Source organism: Pantoea sp. CTOTU46764 (assembly GCF_031974595.1).
GTDB lineage: Bacteria > Pseudomonadota > Gammaproteobacteria > Enterobacterales > Enterobacteriaceae > Pantoea > Pantoea trifolii.
Genome location: NZ_DALYOQ010000013.1, coordinates 75,133 through 80,673, shown reverse-complemented (window position 1 = coordinate 80,673; position 5,541 = coordinate 75,133). Strand labels below are relative to the sequence as shown.

The 5,541-nt window shown below is 58.1% G+C and carries 6 protein-coding genes; 5 read left to right on the top strand and 1 reads right to left on the bottom strand.

The features are described 5' to 3' along the window. Positions 1-71: 71 nt before the first annotated feature. On the bottom strand, positions 72-824 hold the full coding sequence (locus RTM06_RS07235; protein ID WP_312181006.1) for a FadR/GntR family transcriptional regulator: 753 nt from the start codon (positions 822-824) through the stop codon (positions 72-74). A gap of 195 nt (positions 825-1,019) precedes the next feature. On the opposite strand from RTM06_RS07235, the gene RTM06_RS07230 reads away from it, so the two are divergent. From RTM06_RS07230 to RTM06_RS07210, 5 genes are read left to right on the top strand one after another with little or no spacing between them, the layout of a single operon-like run. Beyond that, complete coding sequence (locus tag RTM06_RS07230; RefSeq protein ID WP_312181004.1) at positions 1,020-1,760, top strand: SDR family oxidoreductase; 741 nt, start codon at positions 1,020-1,022, stop codon at positions 1,758-1,760. Between the two features lie 13 nt (positions 1,761-1,773). Beyond that, complete coding sequence (locus RTM06_RS07225; RefSeq protein WP_312181002.1) at positions 1,774-2,619, top strand: fumarylacetoacetate hydrolase family protein; 846 nt, start codon at positions 1,774-1,776, stop codon at positions 2,617-2,619. Next, on the top strand, positions 2,619-3,905 hold the full coding sequence (locus RTM06_RS07220; protein ID WP_312181000.1) for an L-fuconate dehydratase: 1,287 nt from the start codon (positions 2,619-2,621) through the stop codon (positions 3,903-3,905). The genes RTM06_RS07225 and RTM06_RS07220 overlap by 1 nt, the downstream gene beginning before the upstream one ends. Before the next feature lies 1 nt (position 3,906). After that, positions 3,907-4,761 carry an amidohydrolase family protein gene (locus RTM06_RS07215; RefSeq protein WP_312180998.1) on the top strand — a complete coding sequence of 285 codons (855 nt, stop codon included), beginning with the start codon at positions 3,907-3,909 and terminating at the stop codon, positions 4,759-4,761. Beyond that, on the top strand, positions 4,739-5,515 hold the full coding sequence (locus RTM06_RS07210) for an SDR family oxidoreductase (protein ID WP_312180996.1): 777 nt from the start codon (positions 4,739-4,741) through the stop codon (positions 5,513-5,515). Before RTM06_RS07215 ends, RTM06_RS07210 begins: the two co-directional genes overlap by 23 nt. The last annotated feature ends 26 nt before the right edge of the window (positions 5,516-5,541 follow it).

Here is a 5,541-nt window from a genome sequence, read left to right as displayed (position 1 = left end):
CATAGCACCCGGAGGAGAATGATCGAGATATAAGGGTCGCCATTTATGGCGACCAGGCGCGCATAGTCCTTTCACTCCTGCACACGCTCAAAGGTCGCAATTACCCGATCAATATGCTTCTTCATCGCATTTCTCGCTGCTTTGGCATCGCGTTTCTCCAGCGCAGAAAGAATCGCCATATGCTCGGATTCTGAAACAACCGGCATATCACTAGGCGTGTAGTGCGCCTGCAACATACGGAACATGCTGCCATAGCGATGGCCGAGGAGGTGGCCGATGATAAATCCATAGGCAGGATTGCCGCTTGCCTGGGCAATGCGGATATGGAACAGGCGGTCGCCGGGATGGGTGCGCGATTGCGCGCGGTTATCCTCGCAGTTTTGTTGATAAGCCGCGCGGATCTGCGCCAGTTCCTGCTCGCTGGCATGCACCGCAGCAAGCGCAGCGGCTTCTGGCTCAATCAGACGGCGGGCTTGCAGCAGCGAGAAGGGTGGCAGCTCGGTGGAGAAATCCAGGTTGATACCCAGTTCATCATCCGGCTCATTCCACTGATCGCGTCCGGCCTGCATCATCACCGGCTCCTGCGTACTGGAACGCGCTTTCACGATCACGCCATTGCCGACCTTCACATCCACCAGACCAATCACCTCAAGCGCGATCAGCGCTTCACGCACCGATGCACGACTGACCTGCAGCTGCTCAGCCAACTCACGCTCCGCTGGCAGGCGGCTGCCGGGTGGAAATTCGTTATTGTCGATAAGCGCAATGAGTTGGTCTGCTATTTGTCTGTAAAGCCTGGGGTTTTCCATCTTTTTGATCGGCATTGCGCTGCTCCCTGTCTAAATAAATTAAGTGATCAGTTGCACAAATAATCGTCAGGACACTTGTCAATGTTACGCAATTGTCAATAAAACGTAATGCGTAAGCGAAAAAGTAGCCAGCGTTATTTTGCTATCCCGCTGGGAAAAAATCACCTTTCAATGGCCTGACCATTAGATCTTTGGACCAGAGGAAATGCAATGAATTTACATGGAAAACGCGTGTTGATCACCGCCGCCGGACAAGGCATCGGTTTGGCCAGCGCGCGCTACTTTGCTGAGCAGGGCGCAGACGTCATCGCTAGCGATATCAACATTGCCGCGCTGCATGATTTGCCCGGCATCCGCGCTTATCAACTCGATGTCACCGACCACCAGGCGATCAGCGCAGCGGCGCAGGAACTCGGCACGCTTGATGTGCTGTTCAACTGTGCGGGCGTTGTTCACAGCGGCAGCCTGCTGGAATGCACCGAAAAGGAGTGGCAGTTCGCGCTCGATCTCAACGTCACCGCGATGTTTCGCATGATCCAGGCGTTTCTACCCGCGATGCTGCAACAGCAGCAAGGGTCGATCATCAACATGTCATCGGTGGCATCGAGTGTGAAAGGCGTGGTAAATCGCTTCGCCTACAGCGCCACCAAAGCAGCAGTAATTGGCCTGACGCGTTCGGTGGCGGCGGATTACATTCGCCAAGGCATCCGCTGCAACGCCATTTGCCCCGGCACCATCGATTCACCCTCACTGCGTCAGCGCATTGCCGCGCAGGCGCAGGCGGAAGGGCGCAGCGAAACTGAGGTTTATAACGCCTTTGTCGCACGTCAGCCGATTGGCCGTATCGGCACCACAGAAGAGATCGCATATCTGGCGGCCTATCTGGCTTCCGATGCCAGCGCTTATACCACCGGCACCGCACAGATTATTGATGGCGGCTGGAGCAACTAACAGGAGTGAAAGAATGAAATTATTACGTGTCGGCGAACCGGGCAAAGAGCGTCCGGCAATGCTGGATGAGCAGGGCGAATTGCGCGATTTGTCGCACTTTATCGATGATTTGGTGGGCGATGCGCTACTGCCGTCCGCGCTGGAAAGACTACGCCAGCTGCCGCTCAGTGAACTGCCAAAAATCAGCGGTCAGCCGCGCATTGGTGCCTGCGTCGGACAGATTGGCAAGTTCATCTGTATCGGCCTGAACTATGCCGATCACGCCGCCGAAACCGGTGCCGACATCCCGCAGGAGCCGGTGGTGTTTGGCAAATGGACCAGCGCGGTAGTCGGGCCAAATGACGCAGTGCGCATTCCGCGCGGCTCGGTGAAAACCGACTGGGAAGTGGAACTGGGCGTGGTGATCGGCAAAGGCGGCAGCTACATCGCCGAAGAGGATGCGCTGTCGCATGTCGCGGGCTACTGCGTGGTTAACGACGTCTCGGAGCGTGAATATCAGATCGAACGCGGCGGCACCTGGGATAAAGGCAAAGGCTGTGACACCTTTGGCCCAATCGGTCCCTGGCTGGTGACCGCCGATGAGATTGCCGATCCGCAGCAGCTCGATCTGTGGCTGGAGGTTGACGGCAAGCGCTATCAAAACGGTAACACGCGCACCATGATTTTTTCGGTCGCGCACATCATCAGCTATCTCAGCCGTTTTATGAGTTTGCAGCCAGGCGACATCATCTCAACCGGCACGCCGCCGGGCGTCGGCATGGGGCAGAAACCGCCGGTCTACTTGCGTGCAGGGCAAGTTATCCGATTGGGCATCGCCGGGCTGGGCGAGCAGCGTCAAATCACCGAGGGCAGCGAATAATGACCAAACTTACGGCACTGCGCGTGGAAGATATCCGTTTTCCCACGTCCCAACATCTCGACGGTTCGGATGCGATGAATCCCGACCCGGATTATTCCGCCGCTTACGTCATCATCGAGACCGATAACGCCGCAATCAGCGGTCACGGTTTGACCTTCACCATTGGGCGCGGCAATGAAATTTGCTGTGCCGCAATACGTGCGCTTGAGCACCTGATCGTCGGCCGTCAACTAGAGTCGATTGTCGCCGATATGGGGCAATTTTGGCGTGATATCACCGGCGACAGCCAGCTGCGCTGGATCGGCCCGGATAAAGGCGCAATTCATCTGGCGACCGGCGCGGTGGTCAACGCGGTATGGGATTTATGGGCGAAATCAGAAGAGAAGCCGCTGTGGCGGCTGGTGGCCGATATGTCGCCGCAGGAACTGGTGCGCTGCATCGATTTTCGTTATCTCACCGACTGCATCACGCCGGATGAAGCACTGGCATTGCTGACGGCGCAGCAGGCGGGCAAAGCGGAGCGCATCCGCCAGCTCGAGCAGCACGGATATCCTTGCTATACCACGTCGGCGGGCTGGCTTGGCTACGATGACGAGAAACTGCGCCGTCTTTGCCAGCAGGCAGTCGATGCCGGGTTCTCCCACATCAAGCTGAAAGTGGGGCGCGACCTCGAGGATGATATTCGCCGCGTGCGCATTGCGCGCGAAGTGTTGGGGCCGGATCGTCAACTGATGATCGATGCTAACCAGGTTTGGGAAGTGAATGATGCGGTGGATTGGGTACAACAGCTGGCCTTCGCGCGTCCTTGGTTTATCGAAGAACCCACCAGCCCGGACGATATCGAAGGACATCGCAAAATTCGTCAGGGCGTTGCGCCGGTTAAGGTCGCTACCGGGGAAATGTGTCAGAACCGCATCATCTTTAAGCAGCTGATTATGCGTGAGGCGATTGATGTGGTGCAGATCGATGCCTGTCGTCTCGGCGGCGTGAATGAAGTGCTGGCGGTAATGTTGATGGCGGCGAAATACCAGCTGCCGGTGTGCCCGCATGCGGGCGGCGTTGGGCTGTGCGAATACGTTCAGCATCTGTCGATGATCGACTTTGTTTGTATTGCCGGCAGCCATGAAGGCCGGGTCATCGAGTACGTCGATCATCTGCACGAACATTTCCTTCATCCGTGTGAAATCCGCGGCGCGGCTTATATGCCGCCCACCGCGCCTGGCTTCTCAATCGAAATGTATCCCGCTTCGCGCGAGCAATATCGCTATCGCGCGCAGGGAGGCTGACGTGCGAATTGACGCTCATCAGCATTTCTGGCGTTACGACGCGGCGGACTTTCCGTGGATCACGGATTCCATGACGCGTCTGCAACAGGATTATCTGCCGGACGATCTCGCACCGCTGCTGACGCAACATGAGTTGCAGGGTTCGATTGCGGTACAGGCGCGGCAGTGTGTAGCGGAGACGCAGCAGCTGTTGCAATGGGCGCAGCAGCAACCGGCAACGCAGGTGATTGGCTGGATCGACGTCACCGCCGCGGATTTGGCGGAGCAATTGACGGCATTGCAACATCCGTTGCTGCGCGGTTTTCGTCATCAGGTGCAGGATGAACAGGATCCCGCCGCATGGTTGCGGCAACCGCGCGTGGCAACCGGCATCACGCAGATTCAGCGGCGAGATTACGTGTGGGAAATGCTGGTGACCTGGCGACATCTGGCCGATGCCACGCGCTTTGCCGCGCAGCACGATCGCCACTGGCTGGTGCTCGATCACCTGGGAAAACCGGATATTGCGCGCGGCGCGCAGGCGTGGGGCGAACAGGTAGCGGAACTGGCCGCGATGCCGCACGTGGTGTGCAAATTATCCGGATTAGTCACTGAAGCACCGCACGGGCAGTGGAGCCGCGCGCAGCTGCGGCCCTTTATCGATGAGGCGCTGGCGCGTTTTGGTCCGCATCGCCTGATGTTTGGTTCAGACTGGCCAGTTTGCCTGCTGGCAGCGGAATATCATGCGGTGGCGCAGTTAGTTGACGACGCGCTAGCGGAGCTGTCTGCCGATGAACAGGCCGCCATTTGGGGCAACACCGCCGCGCAGGTTTACAGCCTGACAGGAGAGAAGAATGAATCTGTTTTTGCAGGATAAAGTGATTATCGTCACCGGCGGCGGATCGGGCATTGGTGCCGCCATCTCACGTCTGCTGGCGGAAGAGGGCGCGATTCCCGTCATCGTTAGCAACGCACAACCAGATGAGATGTGGCTGGCCGCGCTACGCGAATTGCAGCCACAAACCGAAGTGCTGCTGGCCGATCTCTGTGATGAGCATAACTGCCAGCAAGCGGTGGAAGCCGTGCAGCAGCAGTTTGGTCGCATCGACGGGCTGGTGAATAACGCTGGCGTCAATGATGGCGTTGGGCTGGAAGCGGGACGCAGCGCCTTTGTCTCCTCGCTGGAAAAGAACCTCATCCACTATTACCAGATGACGCACTTCTGCCAGCAGGCGCTGGAAAACAGCCGTGGATCGATCGTCAATATTGCATCCAAAACCGCACTGAGCGGGCAGGGCGGCACCAGCGGCTACTGCGCGGCGAAAGGGGCGATTCTGTCACTGACGCGCGAGTGGGCGGTATCACTGCGACACAGCGGCGTGCGGGTCAACGCTGTGGTGCCCGCCGAAGTGATGACGCCGCTGTACGAACGCTGGATCGGCACCTTCGCCGATCCGCAATCCGAACTGGAGAAAATCACCCAGCGTATTCCGCTCGGCCAACGCATGACCACGCCGCAAGAGATCGCTAACACCGTGGTGTTTTTGCTGTCGTCGCGCGCTTCGCACACCACCGGCGAATGGCTAAGCGTCGATGGCGGCTATCTGCATCTGGATCGGGCGTTGACGTGAGGGAATGAGGCGGAGGAGCAGGAAGG

Excerpts from the sequence above, each read along its gene's own strand:
- RTM06_RS07210 (WP_312180996.1), top strand. The coding sequence starts at position 4,739 with ATGAATCTGTTTTTGCAGGATAAAGTGATTATCGTCACCGGCGGCGGA.
- RTM06_RS07230 (WP_312181004.1), top strand. The coding sequence starts at position 1,020 with ATGAATTTACATGGAAAACGCGTGTTGATCACCGCCGCCGGACAAGGC.
- RTM06_RS07225 (WP_312181002.1), top strand. The coding sequence starts at position 1,774 with ATGAAATTATTACGTGTCGGCGAACCGGGCAAAGAGCGTCCGGCAATG.
- RTM06_RS07220 (WP_312181000.1), top strand. The coding sequence starts at position 2,619 with ATGACCAAACTTACGGCACTGCGCGTGGAAGATATCCGTTTTCCCACG.
- RTM06_RS07235 (WP_312181006.1), bottom strand. The coding sequence starts at position 824 with ATGCCGATCAAAAAGATGGAAAACCCCAGGCTTTACAGACAAATAGCA.